Genomic DNA, 23866 nt, shown 5'->3' with positions numbered 1-23866 from the left:
GGATGGGCCGGTCAGATCAGATCATCCAGAGGCAAGGAGGTCTCTCTATGCGGTTCACCCTCGGAAGAAGACTCGCATCCCGTGCCGCCGCGGTCGCCCTAGCGATCGGTGCCGCGGTATTTAGCGTTCAGTCACCGAGCATGGCCGATGACAGCTACTTCACCTGGTGCGGAAGCTCGAACGTCTCCTGCCAGACCGGTGTTCAGGTGAGCGGACCGTCCGGGCAGGACACCTGCCTTACCGACCCCAACCGCAACACCCGGGTCTGCATCAACTACGCCGGCGACATCGTTTATGTGCGCGATGGCTCCGAAGACACGCACTCCGCGATGGCGCTGATCACCGCCTCGGCGGGTGTCGCCGACCGCTGGTGCCGCAACCCGCACGGAGTCGGCTCGTGGGCCCGGTGCAACTTTGACTGGTCAGAGACGGCCAACAAGAACGTCTATGGCGGGGTCCGGATCAACGCCGGCGACGCCCGGATCACCTACCTGTGGAGTTTCGTCAACGGCTGAGTCCTGAGTGGACAGTGGCCGCCGCCTCGCGAGGGTGCGGCGGCCACTCCTTGCTAGGCATGGCTATCGATGCGGCCCATCTCCTGCTCCGTCAGCGTGAAACCGAAGATGTCGAAGTTCGCGCGGATGCGTTGCGGGGTAACCGATTTGGGGATCACCACGGTCTCGTGCTGCAGATGCCACCGCAGCACGACCTGAGCGCCGGTAACACCGTGCCGCTGGGCGATTTCCGTTAGGACCGCGCTGTTGAGCTTCGTGACCCTAAAGGCGCTGTAGCCCTCTAGCACGATGCCGCGTTCGCGGTGAGCGGCCTGAACTTTGGCGTCATACAACGGTGGACCCCATTTGATTTGATTGAGTGCGGGCAGTTCACCGGTGGTTTTGACCAGCTGATCGATCTCTGTGATGGAGTAATTGCTCACCCCGATTGCCCGTGTTAGACCAGCGTCGCGTGCGGCGATGAGTTCACGCCAGAGCCGCTCTGACTGCCCACGCGCGGGCGGCCAGTGGATAAGCCACAAGTCGACCTGATCCACGCCCAGCGCGCTAAGGCTTTCCTCAAGTGTTTGCCGCGCATGCCCCACGCGGTCCGGCGGCACCTTGGTGGTCAGGAACACCGACTCACGGGGTACCCCGCTGTCGCGAAGCGCGGCACCCACCTGCCGCTCGTTGCCGTAGATCGTGGCGGTATCGATGTGCCGGTAGCCGGTCTCCAGAGCGGTCTTTACAGCCTCGTATCCGCTCTTGCCGGTTGCTTGCCAGGTGCCGAAGCCCAGCAGCGGGATGGCGCCCCCGCCTGGCAAGGCCGCGGCCGGTTGTGCGTGTGCAGTCATGATTCGATTCTTCCCCGAACATGCGACGATGGGGCAATGGCCTATGACGAGGACCTGGCGAACCGCGTCCGCGAACTCACTGGCAAGGAAAAAGGGCTGACCGAGCAACGCATGTTTGGCGGGCTGGCCATGCTGCTCAACGGAAACATGGCCGTAGCGGTGCGGGGGCAGGGCGGGCTCTTGGTGCGCATGGATCCAGACACCTCTGACAAGGTGCTCGACGAGCCGGGAGCCGCCGAAATGGTCATGCGCGGTAAGCCGATGCGAGGCTGGATCACCGTTGACGAATCAGCCTGCCGCAAAGCCGCCGACCTAAAACGCTGGGTTACCCGCGGGATCGCCTTCGCCCGGACCTTGCCACCAAAATGACGTTCAGGCTTTGAACGAGGGCCCGGACTGCCGGTTCCGGGCCCTCAGCTCACAGGCTCGCCGGGGTTGGTATGCAACGAATATGCGTCTGCGATGCGTCCTGTTGGCATGCGGTTTGGGATTCTCGGGCCTATTGAGGTGAGCGACGGCGAGGCGATTATCGCCGCAGGACGGCCACGCCATCGGGCGTTGCTGGCGTTTCTGCTGCTCAACACCGGGCGCACGGTCACCATCGACGGCATCGCCGAGGCGCTGTGGGGCGGCATTCCACCGGCGACGGCCCGCTCCCAGATCCAGGCCATGGTCTGCACGCTGCGGGAAATCACCGGCCGGAAAACTATTGAGACCAAACAATGTGGGTACTGCCTGCACGCGCCCGATTTCGACCTGACTGACTTTCAGCGGCACCTGGCTGATGCCGCCGTGGCCGAGACAGCTATCGCCGCCAAGCATCTGCGGGCCGCACTGGATCTGTGGCGTGGCCCTGCCCTGGCCGGGTGCGACGCCCCGTTCGCCGAGGCGGCCCGCGTCTACCTGGAGGAACAACGGCTAGTCGCGTGGGAACGGCTCGCGCAAAAGGAACTTGAGCTCGGCCGCCACGAAGAACTGGCGGTGGCCTTGAATCCGGTGACCACCGCCAACCCGTTACGCGGCAAGCTCATCGAGCTGCACATGCTAGCGCTCTACCGCTGCGGGCGGTCACACGAAGCCCTCGCCATCGGCCGCCGCTTCCGGGCTGGCCTGGCCGATCTGCACGGTCTGGACCCCGATGCGGGGTTCGCCGGGCTGGAACAGGCGATCCTGCGCGCTGACCCGAGCTTGGACCGTCCACACCAGATGCCCAGCGCGCCAACGCCGCGCCAGTTGCCGCTGACGGTCAGCGACTTCACCGGCCGCGCCGAGGAGGCCGCTCAGCTGACCGCCTACTTGGCTCAGGGTGAGTCCCTGGCCGCGATCACCGGGCCGCCCGGGATAGGCAAGACAGCACTGGCTTTGCGGTGGGCTCACGAGCACGCTGACGCCTTCGCTGACGGTCAGCTGTTCTTCAACCTTCAGGGCACTGAGCCCGTTGCCGTGCTGGCGTTTTTCTTGCGCAGCCTGGGTGTGCGGAGTCTGCCCGTGGACGTCGAGGAGGCAAGTGCCGCATACCGTTCGGCACTGGCCGGTAAGCGGATCCTCATCGTGCTCGACAACGCGGCCAGTGCCGAACAGATCCGGCCTCTGCTTCCCGGCGGCGGAACGTGCTTCACCCTCGTCACCAGCACGAGCCGGCTCGCCAGTCTGACCGCGACAGACGGGGCCCGCCGCATCAGTTTGCCGTGCCTGCCAGAAGCAGAAGTGCACGAGCTCGTTGGCCGCATCGTCGGGGCTCAGCGGGCCGCGAGGGAACCGCACGCCGTGTCCGGGCTGGTGCGCGCGTGTGCTGGGCTGCCACTGGCCGTCAGGATCACCGCCGCTCAGGTCGCCGACCAGCCGAGTACACCCATTGAAGCCTTCGCTCAACGGCTGGCCACCGATCCGCTGTCGGCCATGACCAGTGCCGATGACGGCCACATCGCGGTGCGTCAGGCGTTTAGCCGCTCCTATGAGCGCCTGCGCCCGGCCGAGCAGAAGCTGTTCCGTCACCTCGGGCTGGTGCCTGCGACCGACTTCAGCGAACCCGCGGTCGCCGCGCTCGCGGGTCAGCCGGTGCTGGAAACGACAGCGCTGCTACACCGGCTCGCCGGAATCCACTTGCTCGAATACGGCGGCGTTGGGCGGTATACCTTTCACGACCTCGTGCGGGCATACGCACACGAGCTCGCCGCTGACGATGACAGCTCGCTGAACCGTTACTACGCCTGGTATTTAGCGCACACCGACGCCGCCGCACGCGCGCTGTACCCGCACTTGGCACGGCTCAGCCGTCCGGAAACGACGGTCACGATGACCTGCGCCGAGGCACTGTCGTGGCTGGACACCGAACGCCTCAACCTGCTGGCCCTGATGACCCACTGCGCCCAGAACGGACCGTTTGACGTGGCGTGGCTGCTAGCTGACGACCTGCGCGGCTACTTCGCCTTACGCCAATACAGCGTGTGCTGGCGCACGGCAGCCACCGCGGCCGTGCGAGCGGCACAAGCGGCCTCGAACCTGAGCGTGCAACGGCACTTGCTGGCGGTCTTCACACCGGCTGCGGCCACCTAGTCGCCGCTCCAGCCCAGGAAGAAAGCCGAACCTTAGCCTACGGTCTGCGGCTTTGCACGACGTCGCTCACGTCGAAGTGGACGACCCGTTCGGCGCCTTCGAACGTGGCTGCTGCTGCGGGGTCCCAGTCGACGCGGGCGGTGCCGGTGAGGCGCAGGTGCTCGCCGTTGACGCGATCGGGGATGAACAAGCCACAGGCCGGGTCTAGCTCAAGGTTGCCGAGCGTCATGAACATGGCGTTGCCGCGATAGTCGGGCCACGACAGTGTTTTCGGGCCGGTGACGCGGATCTGGCCGCCGCGGTGCGAGGCGTCAGCGCCGTGACCGTCCACATGAGACGCGACGAAGAACGTGTCGATGGTGGCGATGAAGGCCTGCTGTGCTAATGATAGTTCAGTGGACCAGTCGCGTTCGTAGCCGGTGTCCGTGGCGCCGAGCGGCGTTTCCGCGATGTATTTTGGGCAGTTGGCGAACACCTGGTCGGGCTCGATGACGAGGTGGTCACCAAGGTCGTGCAGGCGGCCGTTGACGCGCATGCGCCGGCGGGTTTGGGGCTCTATCGCGATCGCGCCCACGTCGGCTTGGTGCCGCAGCGCTAAACGCAGCGGGTCGGACTCATCTGGTACCACATCAAGGGTTATCAGGTTTTGGTTGTTGGCTTGGAGAAAGCCTTGCGGGCCATAGAGCGCTCCGGCCCACACACGGCCGGAAAGGTCGCGGCCACCGAGGATGATCGTTTGCCGCTGGGCCAGGAAATCGCGGGCGGCATCGGGTAACCGGACCCCGACGCCGCCGTTGCGGTGATAGCCGGCCCGTTGCTGGACGGCTGTTTCGCCTTGGTGCCAGGCACGCATCAGAAGAATCCGCACGCCGGCTGCGAAGTGGCCGCCCGGGGCTTGCCTGGCGTGAGCGAGTAGACCTCCAGGCGAATGCCATCAGGGTCGTGGAAGAAGATCTGGCCGCTTTCGGAAACCTCGCTGGGCACCCCGCTGTCATCGCGGATGGCCACGCCCATCTCCCGCAGCGTCGCCTCAACATGCTCCACGGCCGGGATGTCGGGCACGGCGAAGGAGAGGTGGTGCAGGCCGGGCCGGTCGGTGGCGAAGCTTTGCGTGCTCTGCTGCCACAGCGTCACCATGAGCACACCGTCGTGGTTCAGGAAGGCGTAGCCGTCGAAGCGCCTGGTGCTGAACCCGAAAAGGCGCTCGTAGAAGGCCACGGATTGGTCGAGGTCGGACACGTTCAAGCCGATGTGGCCGGTTTGGAGGGATGCCACCGGAACAGCCTTTCTAACGGGTTAGCGCTTCTGCACCCATTAGACGCCTAACGGTTGAAGCCGTCAAGTACCATGAGAATGTGAAGTTGCCCGTCGCCCTGGCCAATACCCGCTATGTCGCCGTCGCCCAGGAGCAAGACGCGCTCGTGACTCCGGCCGACTTGGCCGCCTGGCTGCGCGCGGCGCGTCCCGAATTGGCCACGCCGCTGGCCGAAGCCGCGCTGGCGAGCGTCACGGACCGTCACGTTGAGGCCGCCCGCTCGCTTCGTGAGGCGATACGTTCGGTGGCAAGCGCCAGCACCGGTGGTGAGTCGGTCTCCCCCGCCGAGCTTGAGGCCATTAACGCCGTCGGCCGGGCGGCCAGCATGTGGGTGGAGTTACGTGGCAGCCGCGTGCTGCAGGTGGTGCCCGTGCACAGCGGCGACGCCGTTGACGCGGCTCTCGCTGAGGTCGCTCACAGCGCCGTGGAAATGCTTGCCGCCGCTGAGATCTGGGCGTGCGGCGCTCCTAGTTGCATCAAGTTTTTCGCCAAGGACCACCCACGCAAGGAGTGGTGCAGCGACTCGTGTGGCAACCGTGTGCGGGCGGCACGCCACTACGCCCGCACACGGCACGCATCGGACTAACCGTTACGGCGCCAGGCCCATGCCGAAGAAATGCAAGCTGCTATTGACCGGCAGCGTCACCGTTTCGACAGTCTTGGCGTTGTTGAGTGCCACCGAGTGCGCGAAGATCGTGTAGTTGTAGTTCGTGTCGCCGTAACCGCTTTGGCGATTGCGGCCGACGACGGTCGCGACCGCGGTGGCGCCATTGGACGCGGGTTGGGTCCAGTTAGGAAACGTAATCGTGCCCTGAGCGGTGGTGCCGTCGGTGTACTTCACCACGACCGCGCCGCTCGGCAGAGAACCGATGCCTGACCCCAGAAGCACGAGCTTGCTTCCCCGGCCGCTCAACATGATGACTTGCCCGCGGCCGACCGCGTTGTTGTTGGCGCCGACCGCGCTGGGCCACGTGATGCTGGCGCCGAGCGCACTGACGGTGGCGCCGGGAGCCAGCCCTGCGGCGGTGAGCTTGTCGGCGGAGAAACTGTTGCCGTCGCCGTCGAAATTGCCCGGCGTCGTATTGGACTCATAGGTGGTGCCGACGTTGTCGAAGGCTGCCGCCAAGTTCGGCAGCGGCTGCGTTCCGCCACCCCCAGGCATGTCAGACGGTGGTGAATCCAGACCGGGGCGTATCCGGTTCCAGTCGCCGCGCGTGAAATCGGGGACTTGCACCGCTGCTCCGCCAAGGGCCAGCGAGTCGGCGCTGAGCGGGATCAGCGCGCACCACGCGGCCGAGTCGTAGACATCGATGTCGGGCACCAGACCCGCGCGCATGACCTGGATCGTGCGCCAGCACATGATGAAGTCCATGCCGCCATGGCCCCCGCCGGAACCGCCAAGTTTGGTCCACAGCCAGTGTTTGTACTGGTCCCGGTACGGGCCAAAGTCACGCCAGCCGTGGTCACCGAACGCCGGTTCAAAGTAGATGCGCGACGTCGATGCCGTGTTGGCATAGCCTTCGAGCAACCCGCGCGTCCCGGCGATGCTGTTGATCCGGCTATACGGCCGCGGTGTGCTCACATCGTGCTCGGTGCGGATGGCATAACCCTTGGCCGTCTTGATATGACACGTGACCAAGTCACCGTTGATGTAGGTCTCGTTCCACGACCGGTGCCCGGCTGGCACGAATCGCTGCCGGTAATCGGCCAGGCCACGCGCGACCGTGGACGTGGCGCTGACGGTGGCGAAGCGGTCGCCGCGGTTGATGTCCATCGCGGCGGCAACCGGGGCGAGACCGTGCATGTGATAGAAACTCGCGGTGCTGCGGGTGTGCCACAGCCGGCGCCAGTCGTCGGTGTAGTAACCGTCGTTGAACAACAGGGCCCGCAGATCGTGCAGGTAGCCGCCGTGGCCATTGGTCACCTCGCCAAAGACCTTCGCGTGCGACATCTTCAGCATCGCCAGCTCGTGCTCGCCATAACAGCAGTTTTCGGCCAGCATCAAGTGTTTGCGCGTCTGCTCGGAGGTGTCGACCAGGCTCCACAGCTCGGTCAAGGTCGTGGCGATGGGCAGCTCCACCATCACGTGCTTGCCCGCGAGCATCGCGTCGCGGCCCTGGGCGTAGTGGAATTCCCATGGTGTGGCGATGTAGACGAGGTCCACATCGGTGCGTGCGAGAAGTGCCTGATATGACGACGCGGAACCACCGTGGATGGCGGGCCGGGGTTTGCCTGAGGCGACCAGCTGATCGGCCACGGTCTGCGCGCGGGCGCTGCGGATGTCGCACACGGCGGTGACGACGCAACCTGGCACCCGCGCCCATTCACCAGCCATGGACCCGCCGCGATTGCCCAATCCGATCAGTCCTATGCGGACGGTGGAACGCGCGGGGAACGCGACATCGATCATCGACGTCTGGCCCGGCGGACGCGGCGGGTCCGCGAGCGAAGCAGCCGAGGCGAGCGACGCGCTGCCCACCCCTATCGCCGCCGCACCGGTAGCAAAAGCGCCGCCGAATAAGGTTCGGCGGTTGATTTCAGTCATGAGACTCCTTCACGGTTGAGCGATGAAGGCGGCTACGCCGACACAGCCCCTGAGGGATTTGCGCATGACCTTAGATGCATAAATCTGCAACTTCAAGCCCTGAATTTTACAAATCTAAGCAACCGTTCGCAGTTCTCTGTCAAGGCGCTCAGTGTCGCCCGCACACGGTTGAGTCTGGGTTCTAGCGCTCAACCACATAGAGGCGCAGAAGATAGTTGTTTACAAGAACCACTCGGCCATCTGGATGCACAGCAATGGGATCCTTGTAAACCCACGGCGGCGAGTGCAGGTCGAAAGGATACGGCACGAAGGGAACTGGCAGGAAAACGCGGCGCTTGACCTCACCACAACGGCTATCGGCGCAAATGAGTAGGGCATCGCCGGACGACGTCGACATGTGCTGAATCGCCTCAGCTCTGGCCGACATAAATCCCAGCGCGTAGTAGCCTTCCTTTCCGACCGCCATCTCAGCCCCGCTGTCGACATGAGCTGCACGCCGTTGGTAAGGCCACCCATGGAGATCTAGCATCTCCTGGTGCTGATGCGCCTCAGTGGCTTTAGACAACCTGCACCCGGCTGCAGGGCAGTGTCCAACCCAGAAGGTGTCCTTGCCAAACACGATGAGACCTGGGATCCCGGCCTCACCGATGCCGATCCTGATCTGGCTGTTGTAAGTCTCGAGCACGCCTGTTTCCATCTGGCCGAGGTCGGCGACAGTCACCTCAGCGCAGTAGGGATCCGCACATTGGACGATTGCCAGCTTCAACCAGGTTGTCGTTTCATTCGCCGACACCACCCATGCGGCGCCGAGGACAACGGCACCGTTCGCTGACACAGTGACAGCGCTAAGCGCCGCGCCCTTGAGCGTGACAGGAGAGACTTTTCTGCACGCCGACCGGCCGGCGTCGCAATGGATGAGCTGCTCTCCGTTAACAATCGTGACCGCGCCATCTGCGGCGATCGCAGCCGTCGGATACGACAGCCGGTCTTCCACGAAAGCAAATCCGATCCGGATCGTGTCAGCACTTTCGCAACGGTCGTCGAGACAGTCGGTAATGAAGCCGTTCCCGTGCGCAAAAACGGGATGACGCCCTGCTGGCCATCCGGCAGCGAGCGCCGACCAGCCATCGCGGAACCACACCTGTGGCAGGTTTGCTGTCACCGCGATGACAGCAGCCGCCGCGCCGGGTAGGAGGATAACGGCCGCCGCTGAGGCTGCCACTATTCGTTGCAGCCGCGGCGAACCAGTCGCGTCATCGACGCCCATCGGCCTGCCGAGCGACTGACGAATCGCGGTTGCCTGAATGAGCGCGACGACGAGGAGCACTAGGACGGTAATTGGCGACGTGACCGGTGGCTCGGGCCACCGCAGCAACATCCACCGAACGGCGATAAGCGGCACAATCACGCCGACTAGGACGACAGGCACATAACGCAGTCGTCGCCAGGCCTCTGCCAGATCCGTCTGCTTGCTCACGAATACATCCACGATGAGGGGCGCCGCGATGGCGATACCTATCGCGGCGAACAACCCGCCTAATGACAGCCTGTCGATTGACTCCACCGAGCAGAACATGATGGCGACACCGGCCGCGGTAAGCAAGAGCGTCTGCGAGACGAGTTGTTTCCTGCGGCCCGGCCCGTCAAAATCTGCCCGCCCCATGACCGCGAGCAAGACGGCCAGCAACAGAGCCCAGAAGGGGAGGACCACCATGATTTCCGTCCAGCCCAATGGCGCCAGGCCCAGCGACCCATTGGCGACAATCGACAAATCAGGATAGGCATACAGCCGCCAGAACAGCCTGACCAGCGAAATCACGACCAGCATCAACGACATTCCTAAGAAGATCCATGTTGGCCTGGTCAGCTTCATTCGTGAACGCTAAGGCAACCCAACCGCCGATGCTGGCCCGTCCCAACGATCTTTCGTCACGTTACGGTCTCAAAACCAGTTAGGGTCAGACCACGGTCGCGATGAGACGGACGGCTTCGCCGAGGCGGTGTTCGGGTTCGACGGCGAATCCGAGGACGAGGCCTGGTACCCCCTGATGGGTCTGCATTGGACAGAGCGGAGATGTGGTCACGCCTAGCTTTAGCGCTTTGGCGGCGATGGCTTCGTCGTCTGTGCCGGCGGGCAGCTCGGCGAGCAGGTGCAGCCCGGCAGAGATCCCGCGCACTTTCGCCTGCGGCAGGTGTATGGCTAGTGCGTTCGCCAGGGCGTCGCGGCGGCGGCGGTAAACCTTGCGGGCCCGGCGCAGGTGCCGGTCATACCCGCCGTCGCCGAGGAAGCGTGCCAGGGCATGCTGTTCCAGCACGGGCGAGCCGAGGTCGAGCAGCTGGCGCAGCCGGGCGACTTCGGCGGCCAGCGGTGGCGGCGAGACCATCCAGCCCAGCCGCAGGCCGGGGGCAAGGGATTTGCTGACCGATCCGGTGAGGGTGACGTGGCTAGGCAGCAGGCCTTGCAACGTGCCCACGGGTTCGCGGTCGAAGCGGAACTCGGCGTCGTAGTCGTCTTCGATGATGTGCCCGCCCGTTTCGGCGGCCCAGGCCGCGAGGGCGGTGCGCCGGGCCGGGGAAAGCACGACACCGGTTGGGAATTGGTGCGCAGGCGTCAGCAGGACGGCGTGGGCGCCGGAAAGGCTAAGGGCCGCAACACTTATGCCTTCGTCATCGACCGGGATGGGCACGAGCCGTGCGCCGGAGGCGGCTAGGAGCTCTCGTTGCCCGAGCCCGCTGGGGTCCTCGATGGCGATGAGGTCGCGGCCCTGGCTGGCGAGTGCTCTGGTGACAAGGCTTAGCGCCAGCGCGACGCCGTTGACGACGACCATGTGCTGCGCGTCGGCGCGGGCTGCCCGCACCCGGTTGAGGTAGGCGGCGAGTTCGTCGCGCAACTGCGGCACCCCTGCCGGATCGGGATAGCCCAGGGCGTCGTGCGGGATCGAGGTCATCACGTGGCGCAGGGCCGACATCCATGAGGATCGGGGGAACAAACTCAAATCGGGGGTACCAGGGCGAAGCTGATAGCGCACGGCAACCGCACCGGGCTGAACCGGACCGTCCACTGGCGACACTTCCGCTGCTGTCGCGCAGGCCGACACCATGGTGCGTGCTCCCGGGCGGGCGATGACAAACCCTTCGGCGGCCAGCTGACTGTAAGCCTCGACGATCACGCCCCGGGACAGGCCAAGGTCCTGGGCCAGCTGACGGCTCGGTGGCAGGCTGGTCCCGGCACGCAACGCCCCGGAACGGATGCTGTCGCGCAGCGCCGAGGTGAGCTGGACGGTGACCGCACCGGCCGAGTGGTCGATGTGCAGATGCAGGTCCACGCGATTGGTCCTCTGGATCGGGTGCCGATTGGTCCTGTCGCGGGGACCAATGGCATCCTACCTTGAGAGGCATGGGAGATCTTCGCGCCAGCCTTTCCGCCTCCGGGGCCATGTTCCTCGTCGGCACCCTGGCGGCAGTGTCAGCCAGCGTGTCCAGCTACCCGGTCTACGGCGGGCAGGCGGTGCGCTACATCCTGGCCGCGCTCATCCTGTTCGCGGTCGCCCACGCCCGTGGGCACGGCCTGGTGCGGCTCACCGGGCGGGAATGGGCGTACCTGCTGGGCCTGGCCGCCACCGGCATCGTCGCGTTCAACGTCTTCGTCGTCGAGGGCACCCGCTATGCCAGTGCCGCGTTCATCGGCACGATCGTGGGCACCGTGCCCGTCGTGCTGGCCGTCATCGGGCCGCTGGCGGCGGGAAAACGGCCCTCGCCCAGAGTCCTCATCGGAGCGCTGGTCGTCGTCGGCGGGGCCACCCTGGCCACCGGTCTGGGCACCGGCACCCCGCGCGGCATCCTGTTTAGCGTTGGCGCTCTGGCGTGCGAGGTGTGCTTCTCGATGCTGGCGTTGCCGTTGCTGCCAAAGCTTGGTGCGATTAGGGTTTCGGCCTACGCCGGCGCGGCTTCGGTGCCGATGCTGCTCGTGCTGGGGTTCGCCACCGCCGGCACGGACGCTTTGCGGATGCCGACGATGCCCGAGGCGCTCGGGCTCACCTACCTCGCCGTCATCGTCAGTGCCGGAGCTTTTCTTCTTTGGTACTCAGCACTGTCCACCCTGGGCGCCGACCGCGCTGGGCTGTTCGCCGGCTGCCTGCCCATCGGTGCCATCGTGACCGCGGCGTTGCTGGGACAGGGTTTGCCCGCCGTCGCCGAACTCGCCGGTGCCGCGGTAGTGATCGCGGGCGTTCTCATCGGCATCCGCCCGCGACGCCCCGCGACGGACCGTCTCACGGTGCTGGCTTCGCTCACCTAGCTCAGGTCCACCGGGCCATACCGCGTCGCGGCAGCACCCGTGCTAAGCGCCCAGTAGCGGTCGCCAAACGACCAGTGCCACCACTCGGTGGGGTAGTTCACCAGCCCCACCGAGGTGAGCGCCTGTGACAGGATGCCGCGGTTGACGCGTGCCTGCGGCGAGATATCAGGCGAGGCCGTGAAACAGGCGTTGGCGCTGGCGATCGGGCTGGCGTTGACGGCGGTGCCCATATCGAGCTCAATGCCGTCTTCGGTGCACAACGTCAGGTCGGTGGTGCCACCGGTGCTGTGCGGGGCGACCTCGGGCGGCGAGACGTATTTGCTGGCCTCCGTGTGCAGTCGCGCGGGGGTCCAATGTGGATAGTTAGCCCGCAGCTCAGCTTTGTAGTCCTCGAAATAGGTGGTCTGCAGGCTTAGCGGCCGGTATCCCTCGATGATGAGCAGCCGCAACCCATAGGGCAGGCGCCCTTGCGCGCTGACCAGGCGAGCGACGGTGTCTTCTCGCAGATGCGCGTAGGCGCCAGCCGCGTCAGCGAGCCGGGCGTCGACCCGCAACTCGTCAACGTCGCGCAGGTCGACCATGACTTCACCGTTGTCGCGCAAAGGAATGACGGAAACACGGCGATCGGAAAGCAGGATCATGCGACGGCCTCGGAGGTGAGTGCGCCGGTCCGTTTGGTGAGCGCGCCAGCGATGAGAATGTCGAGCAGATCCGGGAACTCGATGCCGGCCCGTTGCCAAATCTGCGGGTACTGCGACGCCTTCGTGAAGCCAGGAAAAGTGTTGATTTCATTGACGACCGGTTCGCCGTCCGGCTCCGGGACGAAGAAGTCGACGCGCAGCAGGCCCCGGCAGCCCAGCGCGTGGAACACCTCGACGGCACGGTCTTGCAGACGACGTGTCATGGCGGGGTCGAGTGGGGCCGGGAGGTGAAAGACCGCTCCCCCGCCGTATTTGGCTTCGTAGTCAAAGAATGTCGCGCTCGGCACCCGGATCTCCAGCGGCGGACCGGCGGTGACCGTGCCGTCCGGGTGTTGCAGCACACCAACGTCGATCTCGCGCCCGGGCACGGCCCGCTCGATGAGGACCTTCGTGTCGCTTTCGCGAGCCAGCCGCAGCGCGGCCGGCAGCTGCGGCCACTGCTCTACTTTGGACACACCCAGGCTGGACCCGGCGCGGGCGGGTTTGACGAAAACGGGCAGCGCCAACCGCTCACGGTCGGCTTCCGCCAGGTCATGCCCCGCCTGCAGCACGACTCCGTCGGCGACCCGCAAACCTTGTGCCGCAAGGAGTTTCTTAGTGATCGCCTTATCCATGCCGGCCGCGCTGGCGAACACTCCGTTGCCGGTGTAGGCCACGCCGAGCCATTCGAGCATCGACTGGATGATCCCGTCTTCGCCGTAGGGACCGTGCAGCGCTGGGAAGACCACGTCCTGGGCGCGCAGCACCCGCAACGCTTCGGCGAGGGTGGCGTGGTCGCCGCCGACGCACCACTGGCCGTCGCGCTCAATGAGCACTTCGGTCACCTCATAGTGGGCGGGGTTGAGGTGCGCCAGGATGCTTTGCGCTGAAAGGCGCGAAACGTCATGCTCGCCGCTTCGCCCGCCGAACAGCACAGCCAGCCGGGTTTTCATCTTGTCCGTGCCTCCTGAGGTGTCACGCGGGCTACCCGCGCTCCGATGCCGGTCAAAATCTCGTGCGGATTGGTACGGGCCCAGTGCGCCCAGTCCTCAACCGCCGGCGGGCGTTCGCCCGGGTGAGTTCCGGCGCCGAAGACGATGACGGGGTCGCCGAGGCTGACCGGCAGATCGCCAGCGTTGACAACGCATTGGTCCATGGAGATGCGCCCGACGATGGGGCACCGCTGCCCGGCGAGCCACACCGACGCGCGGCCTTCGGCGGCGCGGGGCAGGCCGTCGGCGTAACCCAGCGGAATCAGGGCGAGCGTGGCGGGACGGTCCGTCACGTAGTCAGGCCCGTACGAAACACCGGTTCCCGCAGGCACCCGCTTGACGTTGACGACGCTGGTACGCAACGTCATCGCCGGCTGTAGCGCCCGTTGGCTCACGCCTTCGCGCCAAAACGGATCGACACCGTACATGGCCAGGCCAATGCGGCACAGGTCAAACCGTGTCTGCGGGGCGGCCAGAGCCGCACCGGAATTGGCCAGGTGCACCACGTCAGGCGTCAGCCCAGCGCCGTGCGCGACCTGTAGCGCGTCATGGAATCTGGTGACCTGTTGCCCGACGCTGGGGCACCCCGCGACGTCGGCATTGGTGAGGTGAGACCACAGTCCACGCACGACGACGCTGCCCTCGGCCTCATGTTTGCGGGCGTAGGTAACGAGTTCGGTCCAGTCGTCGCCGAGGATCCCGTTGCGTGACAGACCGACGTCCACTTTCAGCTGGACGGCCGCGGGCAGGCCCGTGCGCGCGGCCGCCTCGGCGATCCCGTGCAGATGCGCCAGACTCGATACCCCGATGTCGACGTTGGCCGCAATCAAGTCCGCAAATTCCTCGTCTGCCCGGTGCAGCCAGCTCAACATGGGCGCGGTGATCCCTGCCGACCGCAGTTCCATGGCTTCTGCCGTGGACGTCACGCCCAGCCAGGTGGCGCCGCAGGCGAGCGCCGCTTCGGCGACGGTCACCGCGCCGTGCCCGAATCCGTTGGCCTTCACGACGGCCATCAATGGCGTACGCGTCTGCGCGGCGATGTGCCGGATGTTGGCGCCAATAGCGACGCTGTCGATCACGGCCTGGCCCAGCGACATGGTGACGTTGCTTACCTGCCGCCGCTGGCCGCGGCTGCCCTGCGGACCGCCAGCGTTTCGCGGATTCGCCGCTGGGAAGCCAGCCGTTGCTGCCGTGCGGCGGCCGCTACGGGCGCCACCAGCACTTGTGCGACGAATATCTCCAGCTCGCGGACGCAAGTCATCAGTCCTCCAGTCACATGCGGTTCTGACTGACTGAAGCGTCGCGGACTGCTGACCCTGGCCGCATCAGCCCGTGGCCAGATCTCGGTGCGGCAGGGTATGTCTTTTGGCTGATCTAGATTCGCCGGCGCGCTAGCTACGCTGGGTCACGATGATGACTGACATTCCTGGGCGATGGTGGGTGCGGCTCGGTCAATTCGCCGCCCTAGGCACGCTGGCACTCGTGGGCAGCATCTTCGATGTTCCGCTGGAGATGCTGCCCTTCTCCAGCCCAGAGCGCCTGGTGCTGATTTCGGTCCAGGTAGGGCTAGCGGCCGCCGCGGCGGCGGTCTTCCTGCCCATTCACCGGCAAGGATCCAAGCGGCTGCCGCAGGCCGCGCTCCTGGTAGCCGCGGCATCCCTTGCCGTCACCGCCGGAGTTGCCGTTGTCGATGTCCACCTCTATCGCAGCTGGGGTCTTGCCGAATCGCTGGGGCTGCTGGGCGTGATATTCGTCGTCGCCCGGCGAGGTGCGGCCGGCTGGGCGCCCGTCGCGGTGACCGTAACCGTCATCGCGGTGGCACTGCTTCCCTTGCGGGGCCTCGGCCCTGACTGGGTCACGTTCGGGTTGCTTCAGGCCCTCGGCGCGGCGGGCGCGGTGGCCGGAGGGACTTACCTGCGGCTCCTAGCCAGCAACCGGGAACGCGCGGTCGCCGCGCTTCGGGTTGAGCAGCGCGCGGAGTTCGCGCGCGACCTGCATGACTTCATCGCTCACCACGTGACGGGGATCGTGGTCCAGGCTCAGGGCGCACGATTCGTCGCCGAGCAAGACCCACAACGGGTGCTGGCCGCGCTGGAACAGATTGAAGCCGCTGGTTTGGAGACGATGACCTCGATGCGGCGGATGGTGGGTGTGCTGCGAAACCCCAACGCCAGACCGGAAGTGCCGCTCGCTCCTCTGCCGGGGATCACGGACATGAGCCGTCTGCTAGACAGTTTCCGAAGCGCCACGACCACTTTGGTGCGCCCGCATATTGACGGGGATTTGGACGGCTTGCCCGTTGAGATCTCGACATCGGCGTACAGGGTGGTCATGGAGGCGCTGACCAACGCCCGCCAGCACGCGCCGAACGCCCGGGCGGTTGACGTCCTGCTGCGCCGGACCCCCGATTGGCTGCTCGTCCGGGTCGTCAACGACGGCGTGACGCGGCACGTTCCCGCCGCCCGTGGGCACGGCTACGGGCTGATCGGCTTGAGCGAACGGGTCAGTGCTGTTGGCGGGACCATCACCGCCGGGCCTGACGCCACCGGCGGCTGGGTCGTCGACGCGGCCCTGCCGTTGCGCAGCCAGGTGGCGGCATGATCCGGGTGCTCATCGCCGACGACCAGGCGATGGTCCGCACCGGATTCGGCATGATCATCGGTGCGCAGCCCGACATGGAAGTGATCGGCGAGGCCGAAGACGGCGTCACCGCCGTGGAGATGTGCCGGCGACTGCGGCCCGATGTGGTGCTGATGGATATCCGCATGCCCCGCCTCGATGGACTTGAGGCGCTGCGTTTGCTCGCCGGGCCCGGTGTCGCTGAACCGGTCAAAGTCGTTGTGGTGACAACGTTTGACCTCGACGAGTATGTGCACACGGCACTGCGCAACGGCGCCTGCGGCTTTCTGCTCAAGGACTCTGGCCCGGCTCTGCTCGTGGAGGCCGTGCGCGCGGCAGCCACCGGCGACGCTCTTATCAGCCCTTCCATCACGGTACGGCTGCTGGCGCACCTGAGCACCCCGGCGACCGTCCACGAGGACGTCGGACTGTCGCCCAGGGAACTGGAAGTCGTGAAACTGGTCGCGCAAGGCCTGACGAACTCCGAGATCTCAGCGCAGCTTTTCATCGCCGTGGGCACGGTCAAAACCCATCTGGCGAGTGTGCAGATGAAACTCGGCGCCCGCAACAGGGTCGAAACCGCCGCGTGGGCTTGGGAAAACCGGCTCGTCGGCTAGCGTCCAGGTTTACTGGCGGTCGGAAAGCACCGCGGGGGCAAGGATTTCCAGCGCTCTCGCGAGACGCGATGACGGGCGCGGCGCCACGTCGGGAGGGCAGCACACCTCGCTGGAACCCTCCCCCGGCAACGGAAACCATCTGATGTCTTCGAAACCCGACGCTTCGGCGGTCAGATCACGAGGGTGTGGCGTCGCCTGGGCGAAAATGTCCATAGCTTCGCTCAGGTAGCGCTGCAGATCGCCGTCGTCGCGGCTGCCCTTGGCTAGCTCCGGGACTGATCCCATGAGCAGATCGGGCAGCTCGACCCGCTTGCGGGTGACCAGCGAACGGTGCCACCACAGTCCGGAGACTTCGTCGAAGTCGTACTGGGGCAACAGTTTCCAGGCGTGCTCAGCAAGCAGGTGCACCGCTTCGATGAGGTAGCCGACCTGTTGGTCGCTGGCGAAATACGGAAAGCCGATCCGGGTGAACGACAGCTTCGCTCCCATCTGCCCCTGGGCTGTCGCCTCGTCCATCCGCTGTGACCACGCGTCGCCGATCGGGAAGCCACGATGCAAGTAGGGCCCGGCACAGAAACAGCCGCTGCGAGCCTGGATTCCGAACACATCGTTCAGGAGTGCGGCGACGAAGTTGCCGTGCAGCATGCCCCGGCCGTTTTTGAGTCCAAAGGAGACGATCGCGAGACGTTCGGCTTTGGTGTTGCCCAGGATGGCGATTCGCTCGTCCCGTGACCACGACTCAAGGGCACGCTGGGCGAAGCCCGATTCCCGGCGGCGGATTTCCTTAGTACCCACGGAGTCTTTGATGGAAAAGGCGAGGCCTGCCCGGATGGCGCCGATGATGGCTGGCGTGCCGCCTTCCTCGCGGATGGTTGGATCGGGGTGATACGACTGCCTTTCGTGGCTGACGAACAGGATCGTGCCACCGCCCGGGATGACGGGCACAGGGCGGTCAAACAGGTGCCGTTTCGCGACGAGCACGCCTGGTGTGTCCGGCCCGCCGACGAATTTGTGCGGCGAGATGACGACAGCATCCTTGTAGGCCAAGGGATCGGAGTCCGGGTTCATGTCAATGTGGACGTAGGGCCCGGCGGCGGCGTAGTCCCAGCACGCCAGAGCACCGTGCAGATGCAGCAGGCGCGAGACCGCGTCAGGTTCGGTGAGGATGCCGGTCACGTTGGACGCGGCCGAGAAACTGCCAATCTTGAGTGGCCGCGCCGCATAGCGCGACAGCTGATGCGCCAAGTCTTCCAGGTCTACGCCGCCGTCGGCCGCTTCGCGAACCGGCACAACATCGGCGATGGATTCGCGCCACAGCAATTCGTTGGAGTGGTGCTCATACGGTCCGATGAAGACGACCGGGCGCTCTTGCGGGGGCGGCCGGTCGCGCTGACCCGTCAGGCCGAAAAGGCGCACCAGCCGGTCGATCGCACCGGTCACGCCCGTGCCACAAAACACCACCGCGTCCTCGTCGCTGCCGTTGACGCTGCGGTGAATGAGCTGGCGGGCGTGTTCGCGCAACGCCGTCGTGTGCCTGCCGGTCGCGGAGGCCTCGGTGTGCGTGTTGGCGTACAGCGGCAAGACGTGCTCACGCAGATAGTCTTCGACGAAGTCGAGCCCGCGACCTGACGCGGTGTAGTCGGCGTACATGATACGCCTTGGCCCATAAGGACCCTCGATCAGGACATCGTCACCTATCACTGCCTGCCGAATCCGGCTGATAAGCGCGTCCGTCGCTGTCATGTGCGGAGAATAGGGCCGTAACAATCCGTTAACTACCGGATCATGGACACTCGCTCACCCCATGTCCGTGGTTGAAGCCAGGCAGCCGGGGGTACTTGTCGGGACGCATTCGCGATCGTGTATAAAACTGGCTGACTTATGCAAGCATTCTCGCTTTTGGACGGATTATGTCAACAATATCTGGGGTCAGCCCGGCAGAGCTGGCCTCCGCACTGCGCCAAATGCCTTCATACCGCAGTCTTGTGTGGGCAATGCGCGTCACGATCGTCGCGATCGTGGTTTGGGTGGTGGCCGTGTTCTCCGGCGCCGGTTTGCTTGCGGTAGTTGGGCTCGCGTGCCCTGCCGTGTCGCTCCTGCTGCTGCTCGCCATGCTCCTAGCCGTCGTGTTCTCCCACACCACCGCGGGAACACGTGACGATTCTCTGCCTGAGCCGGTGACACTCCTGGTGGGCATCTGCTCCAGCGCCATCAAGGACACGTTCCTGTGGAACGGAAAATCAAGCTAGGCTTCAAGGATCGATCGCTTTGATCCTCGCGAGGTGTTTGTTTTGCGCGTGACTTTGGCCCTGTTGCTGGTGCTGGCCGTGACGGGCTGCACGCCCGCCGTCGAGCAGCAGCACTCCAGCGACCCGAGCCTGGCCACGCTGCGTCAGGTCGACGATCTGCCGCTGTACGAGATGACGCTGATTGGCGATTACGACCCGTTTGCCGACGTTCAGGCCGCTACGCCGGCGAGTCCGTTCGGGTGTTCGCTTTTCCTGGCGGCTGGCGACCGCGAGCGGCCCGTGTTCGCACGCAACTTCGACTGGGACCCGAATCCGGCGCTGTTGCTGCATGCCGATCCGCCCGACGGGTACGCCTCGATCTCGCTCGTGGACATTTCTTACCTGGGCATAACAAACCCCATGGCACGGCCGAAAGAACTACTCAAGGCCCCGCTGCTGCCCTTCGACGGGATGAACGAGAAGGGCCTGGCCATCGGGCTGGCCGCTGACACGGCCGGGCGGGCTCCAGCCGTGGCGGGCAGGCCGACGGTGGGCAGCGTGCGCATCATTCGCCTCATGCTTGACCATGCGGCCACTGTTGACGAGGCGTTGCTGTGGTTCGACAAGTACAACCTGGATTTCTCTGGCGGCCCGGCGCTGCACTACCTGATCTCTGACGCGGCTGGAAGGTCAGCGGTTGTTGAGTTCATTGACGGCCAGTTGCGCATCGAGAAGTCTGCCGGGCCATGGCAGGCGATGACTAACTTCCAGCTTGTGCCGGCCGATGCCGCGACCCGTGCCGCAGACCGCCGCTACGCCATCACGTCCGGTGAACTGTCCAAAGTGAACGGTGCCCTGGGCTGGCAGGGCGCGATGCGGGTGCTGCAGGCGGTCGCTCAGCCGCACACCCGCTGGTCGGTCACCTATGAGCTGCGCACCGGCGACGTACACCTCATCACCGGGCAGAAGTGGGACCGCATCCACACGTTCAAACTGGCCGGCGTCTCCCCCGCCAACTGACCGGCCGACGTTTCCCAGGTCAGAGCACTACTTTTGCCGATCATCTCCGTTATCGGAGTATGGGACTCAGCCGCGCTCTAACAGCGCTCGCGGCCGGCGTGGTGACCTTCGCCGGTGCCGCTGCCTTGATGCTTGGCCCGGCCGGGGCAACGGCCCAGGAGCCGGGGTACGGCTACGGCAGCACGAGCCCAACACCGTCGCGGACTAGACCCAGCCCGTCAACCTCGGTGACGGCCTCGTCCTCCACAACTCCCACGAGCTCGGTGTCGCCTTCGTCGTCGACAACAGCCTCGTCTTCGGCAACGCCCTCATCTTCAGCGACGCCGTCCGGCTCAGTCACGCCGTCCAGCTCGGTGACACCACCGGGTTCGGTGACGCCTTCGCCGTCGGGCACGCTCCCCGTTACAGGAAATAGCGCCAGCTGGCCCATGATGCAGGCCGGCCTTATCAGTGTGGCGGTAGGGTTTGTCATCATCCTGGCCGCTGTGATGTGGCAGGCACGAGTACGCGAGAATCGTTCCCGCACGGCCAGGTAAGCAGAATATTCATTGCGGGCGCTGGGTTTTCCTGCGGCGGTCTACGACGGTCCACACGACTCCGGCGATGATGAAGGCGCCGCCCGACGCGATGAAGATCTTCTCCGCGATGGACTGGTGGAACTTCTCTTCCTCAAACGTGTTGACCACCGCGCGCCGTTTGCGAAGGTGGCTGCACGTGTCATCCGGCGACATTGGCTTGCCGTCACACATGACTTCGCCGCCGCTAGTGGCGAGGCCAATCGCTAGGAGCGCGGCTCCGATGACGAACATGCCCCACTTGTTCCACAGGTATTTAGAGACCACGCCGTCCACAGTCGTTCAGCGCGTGCGCTCTGTCTAGTCCTGCCATAACCATGGGGTTATCGGTCATGCCTGAGTTCGCTGTTGATCACGACCTGCGGTGCCGGCAGGCTGGTCAGGTGGCCCGTGTCGGGGCGGTGTCAGGGCCGCGTCAGGTCGGGCACGCATGGTTTGGACAGCGAACACACGCACACGAAGGAGATTCATGATGGTGCAAGGCAACGGCTTCTCCGAGACGGGACTGCGCAGGCTGCACGACGTGCTGGCACGGCACGTCGAATCCGGGAAGATTCCCGGGCTGGTGGCCCTGGTCAGCCGCGGCGGCCAGACACACGTCGAAGCGCTCGGGACGATGCAGCACGACGGTGGGCCGCCGATGCGCCGGGACACGATCTTCCGGATGGCGTCGACTTCCAAGCCGGTCGCCGTCGCGGCCGCGATGGTTCTGCTCGACGAGTGCCGGCTGCGGCTGGATGACCCGGTGGACCAGTGGCTGCCGGAACTGGCCAACAGGCGGGTGCTCACGCGGATCGACAGCGCGCTGGAGGACACCGTGCCGGCGCGGAGGCCGATCACGGTAAGGGATCTACTGACGTCGACGTTCGGGCTCGGCATGGACATGACGGCGCTGGGCACGCCCATCATGGGCGCGATCTTCGAGCAGGGGCTGACGCCTAACCTGCCAGAGCCGATGCCCGAGCCGGACGAGTGGATGCGCCGTCTTGGCGAACTGCCGCTGATGCACCAGCCGGGTGAGCGGTGGCAGTACCAGATCAGCAACGACCTGCTTGGCGTGCTGGTCGCCAGGGTCACGGGTCAGTCGTTCGAGAAGTTCCTGCGGGAACGCATCTTCGACCCGCTCGACATGAAGGACACGGGTTTCCACGTACCCGAAGACAAGATCGACCGAATGCCGACGCTATACGCTCCCAACCCGCAAACGGGAGAGTTCAACGTCTGGGACGAGGCCGTGGGTGGCCGGTGGAGCCAGCCTCCAGCGTTCCCTGGCGGCGGCGGTGGGCTGGTGTCCACAGTGGACGATTACCACGCCTATTTCCAGATGCTGCTCAACCACGGCATGCACGGCACCGAGCGGATCCTGTCGCGGCCCGCTGTGGAGCTGATGACCACCAACAGCCTCACGCCTGCGCAACTCGCCGACCGGGAAGCCATGGCCCGCGACAACGTTCACATCTCATTCGGCCAGGGACAGCACGGCGGCTGGGGTTACGGGATGGCGGTGCGCACCTACCGCGGTGACTACGCGTCCGTCGGCCAGTTCGGCTGGGACGGCGGCAGCGGAGCCTCCGCTTACGCCGACCCGGACAAGCAGCTCACCGGAATTTTGCTCACCCAGGTGGGGCTGACCGTGCCGAACTCGGCACATGCCATCCACGACTTCTGGACCACCGTCTACCAGGCCATCGACTAACAGCGCCGCCGGGACCGGACAGAACTCGATTTCTGTCCGGTCCCTTATCGCTCCTGGGTCAAGGACCAGGTCTGGCTCGGCAGATCCAGGACGACTTGGTAAGGCATGGAGTCCGGCAGCGGATCGGAGTGGTCTCGACTACACGTAGCAGTCATCGTGACCGCCGTAATACACCTGCGCGCCTGGGATGGCTGGCAGCACAGGTGTCTTCATGTCGTGTGTGTTCACTGTGAGCGCCAGCTCGTCGGCCTCAGCCGAGGTCAATGGCGCGGCGACATCGAACACCTCGATTTGGTAGTGACCCCAGTCGTCGAGGAACTTGGGCATCTCCAGCCATGGCATGACCAGCAGATCATCCGACATGTGCCGAGACGCTGCCCACCGGATGTCGTGGACGGTCGCGTCAACGCTCTGCGCACGCGCGATCTGGCCCAGCGGCCACGGTGAAGCGTCGTCTTCCAGGAAGCTGTTCGTCCCCACATTCACGACAACCGCGTAGTCCTTGGCATGCGCGGCTAGCAGATCGACCAGCTCCACCGCGCGGGCGGCCGTCGCGACAATCGAATACACGCCGCCAGCGACGGTGGAACTGAACGCCAGCGGGAACGGGTCTTGTCGCATACCGATCGTGTTGACGTTGAACGCCATCCACCGGTCTATCCGCAGCTCCTTGACCATGCACGGAGTGTAGGGCCGTTGGGAACGGCTCGTTGACTCAGCGAAGGGCATCCGCGCGACTGCCGGTTAGGTGCAGGACCAGCGGACCGCGTACATGTCGTGAGTCCCGGCGGAGATGAGTATTTCTCGGCGTACCCGTCGCGACACGCAGCCGCCTCCAGCGGGAGTGAGCCAGGTTGGTGGCGACCCGACGGACCCAAAAGACCGGGTTGTCGTAAACGGACACCGTTGACCACCGCTGCCAAGCCCGCGAAAAGGCTTCCTGCGCGATGTCCTGAGCCTCGGTCAGGTCGCCGGTGAAGCCATAGGTGATGGCCACCGTCTAGCGAAAATGGGCCTGGTAGAAGCCATCAAACTCAACAGCTGGTGCGGTCATGACGGCACACACGCCCTAGGTGCGCCGCAGGTTGCACCATTCGCGGGACAGTTCCTGAACCGCTTCGGTGAACCCCTGTGCTTCCTCGGCGACTTCGATGTACTCGCCCCACGTCAGGTCGATTACCAAAGTGGTCCATTGCTGACCGTCGGGCGGCAATTCGATGACGGAGAAAGACACGTCGGCGATCTCGTGCCACGCCAGTTCCTGCACGACGGTCGGGCCGGGCCGCATTTCCTTGCCGTGCATGGAAATCAGGGGTTCGGTCACCGAGGTGACCGTGATCCCGCTGGCGGTAACCTCGATGCGCTGCACGCCGGCATC

The 23866-nt window shown here is 65.3% G+C and carries 25 protein-coding genes and 1 pseudogene; 10 read left to right on the top strand and 16 right to left on the bottom strand.

The window, feature by feature from the left end; all coding sequences use genetic code 11:
• Positions 1-47 precede the first annotated feature (47 nt).
• Entirely contained in the window at positions 48-515 is a 468-nt protein-coding gene (locus A3E1_RS0128435) for a hypothetical protein (RefSeq protein ID WP_020524197.1), read from the top strand.
• Between the two features lie 53 nt (positions 516-568).
• Here the strand turns inward: A3E1_RS0128435 and A3E1_RS0128430 are convergent, their stop codons facing one another.
• Positions 569-1348 carry an aldo/keto reductase gene (locus tag A3E1_RS0128430; protein WP_020524196.1) on the bottom strand — a complete coding sequence of 260 codons (780 nt, stop codon included), beginning with the start codon at positions 1346-1348 and terminating at the stop codon, positions 569-571.
• Positions 1349-1384: 36 nt separating this feature from the next.
• On the opposite strand from A3E1_RS0128430, the gene A3E1_RS0128425 reads away from it, so the two are divergent.
• Both A3E1_RS0128425 and A3E1_RS42530 read left to right on the top strand, forming a co-directional pair.
• Positions 1385-1717: a TfoX/Sxy family protein gene (locus tag A3E1_RS0128425; protein WP_020524195.1), complete on the top strand. Its 333-nt coding sequence runs from the start codon at positions 1385-1387 to the stop codon at positions 1715-1717.
• A gap of 108 nt (positions 1718-1825) precedes the next feature.
• Complete coding sequence (locus A3E1_RS42530; RefSeq protein WP_020524194.1) at positions 1826-3904, top strand: AfsR/SARP family transcriptional regulator; 2079 nt, start codon at positions 1826-1828, stop codon at positions 3902-3904.
• 37 nt (positions 3905-3941) lie between these two features.
• Here A3E1_RS42530 and A3E1_RS42525 read toward each other — a convergent pair whose 3' ends face one another.
• Together A3E1_RS42525 and A3E1_RS0128410 are read right to left on the bottom strand one after the other, a co-directional pair.
• The gene (locus A3E1_RS42525; RefSeq protein WP_157631791.1) at positions 3942-4772 is read right to left on the bottom strand and encodes a pyridoxamine 5'-phosphate oxidase family protein; all 831 of its coding nucleotides are present in this window, start codon (positions 4770-4772) and stop codon (positions 3942-3944) included.
• On the bottom strand, positions 4757-5179 hold the full coding sequence (locus A3E1_RS0128410; RefSeq protein ID WP_020524192.1) for a VOC family protein: 423 nt from the start codon (positions 5177-5179) through the stop codon (positions 4757-4759). Before A3E1_RS0128410 ends, A3E1_RS42525 begins: the two co-directional genes overlap by 16 nt.
• A gap of 80 nt (positions 5180-5259) precedes the next feature.
• Between A3E1_RS0128410 and A3E1_RS42520 the strand changes: the two genes are divergently transcribed.
• Positions 5260-5805, top strand: a complete 546-nt coding sequence (locus tag A3E1_RS42520) for a CGNR zinc finger domain-containing protein (RefSeq protein WP_020524191.1) — start codon at positions 5260-5262, stop codon at positions 5803-5805.
• A 3-nt stretch (positions 5806-5808) separates the two neighbouring features.
• Here A3E1_RS42520 and A3E1_RS42515 read toward each other — a convergent pair whose 3' ends face one another.
• The 3 genes from A3E1_RS42515 to pdxR form a co-directional block, all read right to left on the bottom strand.
• Entirely contained in the window at positions 5809-7764 is a 1956-nt protein-coding gene (locus A3E1_RS42515) for a Gfo/Idh/MocA family protein (protein ID WP_020524190.1), read from the bottom strand.
• A gap of 181 nt (positions 7765-7945) precedes the next feature.
• Positions 7946-9637: a hypothetical protein gene (locus A3E1_RS0128395; protein ID WP_157631790.1), complete on the bottom strand. Its 1692-nt coding sequence runs from the start codon at positions 9635-9637 to the stop codon at positions 7946-7948.
• A gap of 85 nt (positions 9638-9722) precedes the next feature.
• Positions 9723-11090: a MocR-like pyridoxine biosynthesis transcription factor PdxR gene (pdxR, locus tag A3E1_RS0128390; protein ID WP_020524188.1), complete on the bottom strand. Its 1368-nt coding sequence runs from the start codon at positions 11088-11090 to the stop codon at positions 9723-9725.
• Positions 11091-11161: 71 nt separating this feature from the next.
• Between pdxR and A3E1_RS0128385 the strand changes: the two genes are divergently transcribed.
• Positions 11162-12061 (top strand): DMT family transporter, encoded by a 900-nt coding sequence (locus A3E1_RS0128385; protein ID WP_020524187.1) that lies wholly within the window; start codon positions 11162-11164, stop codon positions 12059-12061.
• On the opposite strand, the gene A3E1_RS0128380 is transcribed toward A3E1_RS0128385, so the two are convergent.
• The 4 genes from A3E1_RS0128380 to A3E1_RS47415 are packed head-to-tail and all read right to left on the bottom strand — an operon-like array spanning position 12058 to position 14994.
• Positions 12058-12702: a M15 family metallopeptidase gene (locus A3E1_RS0128380; RefSeq protein WP_020524186.1), complete on the bottom strand. Its 645-nt coding sequence runs from the start codon at positions 12700-12702 to the stop codon at positions 12058-12060. The genes A3E1_RS0128385 and A3E1_RS0128380 overlap by 4 nt on opposite strands.
• A complete protein-coding gene (locus tag A3E1_RS0128375) occupies positions 12699-13694 on the bottom strand; it encodes a D-alanine--D-alanine ligase family protein (protein ID WP_020524185.1) in 996 nt (331 codons plus the stop codon). The genes A3E1_RS0128380 and A3E1_RS0128375 overlap by 4 nt, the downstream gene beginning before the upstream one ends.
• A complete protein-coding gene (gene alr, locus A3E1_RS0128370) occupies positions 13691-14830 on the bottom strand; it encodes an alanine racemase (RefSeq protein WP_020524184.1) in 1140 nt (379 codons plus the stop codon). The genes A3E1_RS0128375 and alr overlap by 4 nt, the downstream gene beginning before the upstream one ends.
• Positions 14831-14841: 11 nt before the next feature.
• On the bottom strand, positions 14842-14994 hold the full coding sequence (locus A3E1_RS47415) for a hypothetical protein (protein ID WP_020524183.1): 153 nt from the start codon (positions 14992-14994) through the stop codon (positions 14842-14844).
• 152 nt (positions 14995-15146) lie between these two features.
• On the opposite strand from A3E1_RS47415, the gene A3E1_RS0128360 reads away from it, so the two are divergent.
• Both A3E1_RS0128360 and A3E1_RS0128355 read left to right on the top strand, forming a co-directional pair.
• On the top strand, positions 15147-16334 hold the full coding sequence (locus A3E1_RS0128360; protein WP_040392145.1) for a sensor histidine kinase: 1188 nt from the start codon (positions 15147-15149) through the stop codon (positions 16332-16334).
• Positions 16331-16969 carry a response regulator gene (locus A3E1_RS0128355; RefSeq protein ID WP_020524181.1) on the top strand — a complete coding sequence of 213 codons (639 nt, stop codon included), beginning with the start codon at positions 16331-16333 and terminating at the stop codon, positions 16967-16969. Before A3E1_RS0128360 ends, A3E1_RS0128355 begins: the two co-directional genes overlap by 4 nt.
• Before the next feature lie 9 nt (positions 16970-16978).
• Here A3E1_RS0128355 and A3E1_RS0128350 read toward each other — a convergent pair whose 3' ends face one another.
• Positions 16979-18712 carry an aminotransferase class V-fold PLP-dependent enzyme gene (locus A3E1_RS0128350; protein ID WP_020524180.1) on the bottom strand — a complete coding sequence of 578 codons (1734 nt, stop codon included), beginning with the start codon at positions 18710-18712 and terminating at the stop codon, positions 16979-16981.
• Positions 18713-18879: 167 nt separating this feature from the next.
• Between A3E1_RS0128350 and A3E1_RS0128345 the strand changes: the two genes are divergently transcribed.
• On the top strand, positions 18880-19218 hold the full coding sequence (locus A3E1_RS0128345) for a hypothetical protein (protein ID WP_157631789.1): 339 nt from the start codon (positions 18880-18882) through the stop codon (positions 19216-19218).
• 33 nt (positions 19219-19251) lie between these two features.
• Entirely contained in the window at positions 19252-20217 is a 966-nt protein-coding gene (locus A3E1_RS0128340; RefSeq protein ID WP_020524178.1) for a carcinine hydrolase/isopenicillin-N N-acyltransferase family protein, read from the top strand.
• A gap of 172 nt (positions 20218-20389) precedes the next feature.
• Here A3E1_RS0128340 and A3E1_RS0128335 read toward each other — a convergent pair whose 3' ends face one another.
• Complete coding sequence (locus A3E1_RS0128335) at positions 20390-20689, bottom strand: hypothetical protein (protein WP_157631788.1); 300 nt, start codon at positions 20687-20689, stop codon at positions 20390-20392.
• A gap of 73 nt (positions 20690-20762) precedes the next feature.
• The gene (locus tag A3E1_RS0128325; protein ID WP_157631787.1) at positions 20763-21059 is read right to left on the bottom strand and encodes a hypothetical protein; all 297 of its coding nucleotides are present in this window, start codon (positions 21057-21059) and stop codon (positions 20763-20765) included.
• A gap of 205 nt (positions 21060-21264) precedes the next feature.
• Here A3E1_RS0128325 and A3E1_RS0128320 point away from each other — a divergent pair, with 205 nt between their 5' ends.
• Positions 21265-22488 carry a serine hydrolase domain-containing protein gene (locus A3E1_RS0128320; protein WP_026208923.1) on the top strand — a complete coding sequence of 408 codons (1224 nt, stop codon included), beginning with the start codon at positions 21265-21267 and terminating at the stop codon, positions 22486-22488.
• A 138-nt stretch (positions 22489-22626) separates the two neighbouring features.
• Here A3E1_RS0128320 and A3E1_RS42510 read toward each other — a convergent pair whose 3' ends face one another.
• From A3E1_RS42510 to A3E1_RS0128305, 3 genes and pseudogenes are all read right to left on the bottom strand, one after another.
• Positions 22627-23166: a hypothetical protein gene (locus A3E1_RS42510; protein WP_020524173.1), complete on the bottom strand. Its 540-nt coding sequence runs from the start codon at positions 23164-23166 to the stop codon at positions 22627-22629.
• A 145-nt stretch (positions 23167-23311) separates the two neighbouring features.
• Positions 23312-23473 (bottom strand): annotated as a pseudogene (locus tag A3E1_RS48595) (sigma factor); the annotation flags it as partial.
• A gap of 84 nt (positions 23474-23557) precedes the next feature.
• The gene (locus tag A3E1_RS0128305) at positions 23558-23857 is read right to left on the bottom strand and encodes a hypothetical protein (protein WP_020524171.1); all 300 of its coding nucleotides are present in this window, start codon (positions 23855-23857) and stop codon (positions 23558-23560) included.
• Positions 23858-23866 lie beyond the last annotated feature (9 nt).

It is taken from the genome of Catelliglobosispora koreensis DSM 44566, from assembly GCF_000379685.1.
In the GTDB taxonomy this organism is placed as follows: Bacteria; Actinomycetota; Actinomycetes; order Mycobacteriales; family Micromonosporaceae; genus Catelliglobosispora; species Catelliglobosispora koreensis.
The sequence above is the reverse complement of the archived record's forward strand: the minus strand, read 5'-3'. Positions and strand labels throughout refer to the sequence as shown.

Coding starts and splice junctions, on each gene's coding strand:
- A3E1_RS0128435 (WP_020524197.1), top strand. CDS start 48: ATGCGGTTCACCCTCGGAAGAAGACTCGCATCCCGTGCCGCCGCGGTC.
- A3E1_RS0128430 (WP_020524196.1), bottom strand. CDS start 1,348: ATGACTGCACACGCACAACCGGCCGCGGCCTTGCCAGGCGGGGGCGCC.
- A3E1_RS0128425 (WP_020524195.1), top strand. CDS start 1,385: ATGGCCTATGACGAGGACCTGGCGAACCGCGTCCGCGAACTCACTGGC.
- A3E1_RS42530 (WP_020524194.1), top strand. CDS start 1,826: ATGCGGTTTGGGATTCTCGGGCCTATTGAGGTGAGCGACGGCGAGGCG.
- A3E1_RS42515 (WP_020524190.1), bottom strand. CDS start 7,764: ATGACTGAAATCAACCGCCGAACCTTATTCGGCGGCGCTTTTGCTACC.
- A3E1_RS0128395 (WP_157631790.1), bottom strand. CDS start 9,637: ATGAAGCTGACCAGGCCAACATGGATCTTCTTAGGAATGTCGTTGATG.
- A3E1_RS0128385 (WP_020524187.1), top strand. CDS start 11,162: ATGGGAGATCTTCGCGCCAGCCTTTCCGCCTCCGGGGCCATGTTCCTC.
- A3E1_RS0128380 (WP_020524186.1), bottom strand. CDS start 12,702: ATGATCCTGCTTTCCGATCGCCGTGTTTCCGTCATTCCTTTGCGCGAC.
- A3E1_RS0128375 (WP_020524185.1), bottom strand. CDS start 13,694: ATGAAAACCCGGCTGGCTGTGCTGTTCGGCGGGCGAAGCGGCGAGCAT.
- alr (WP_020524184.1), bottom strand. CDS start 14,830: ATGTCGCTGGGCCAGGCCGTGATCGACAGCGTCGCTATTGGCGCCAAC.
- A3E1_RS47415 (WP_020524183.1), bottom strand. CDS start 14,994: ATGACTTGCGTCCGCGAGCTGGAGATATTCGTCGCACAAGTGCTGGTG.
- A3E1_RS0128360 (WP_040392145.1), top strand. CDS start 15,147: ATGACTGACATTCCTGGGCGATGGTGGGTGCGGCTCGGTCAATTCGCC.
- A3E1_RS0128355 (WP_020524181.1), top strand. CDS start 16,331: ATGATCCGGGTGCTCATCGCCGACGACCAGGCGATGGTCCGCACCGGA.
- A3E1_RS0128350 (WP_020524180.1), bottom strand. CDS start 18,712: ATGACAGCGACGGACGCGCTTATCAGCCGGATTCGGCAGGCAGTGATA.
- A3E1_RS0128345 (WP_157631789.1), top strand. CDS start 18,880: ATGTCAACAATATCTGGGGTCAGCCCGGCAGAGCTGGCCTCCGCACTG.
- A3E1_RS0128335 (WP_157631788.1), bottom strand. CDS start 20,689: ATGACAAACCCTACCGCCACACTGATAAGGCCGGCCTGCATCATGGGC.
- A3E1_RS0128320 (WP_026208923.1), top strand. CDS start 21,265: ATGGTGCAAGGCAACGGCTTCTCCGAGACGGGACTGCGCAGGCTGCAC.
- A3E1_RS42510 (WP_020524173.1), bottom strand. CDS start 23,166: ATGGTCAAGGAGCTGCGGATAGACCGGTGGATGGCGTTCAACGTCAAC.